We start from the raw sequence: 219 nt of genomic DNA, 5'->3' as shown, positions 1-219 counted from the left end.
GAGCGAACGCGGAGAAGCCCAAACCAGAGAGCTTGCTCTTTGGGGTTGTGGGACATCTCACATGGAGTTACAAAGGAACCGGTTAAACGAAGAGGTCTGGAAAGGCCCGCCAAAGAAGGTAAAAGCCCTGTAGTTGAAAGTTGGTTCTCTCCGAGATGTATCCCGAGTAGTGCGGGGCACGTGAAACCCCGTATGAATCCGGCAGGACCATCTGCCAAG

General features: G+C 53.4%; 1 rRNA gene. It reads left to right on the top strand.

The window, feature by feature from the left end:
- Nucleotides 1-219, top strand: a 23S ribosomal RNA gene (locus tag HP548_RS00245); the annotation flags it as partial.

Origin of the sequence: Paenibacillus taichungensis (assembly GCF_013359905.1) — a bacterium.
Classification (GTDB): domain Bacteria; phylum Bacillota; class Bacilli; order Paenibacillales; family Paenibacillaceae; genus Paenibacillus; species Paenibacillus taichungensis.
Note: the sequence above shows the minus strand (reverse complement) of the source record. Positions and strands in the feature narration are given on the sequence as shown.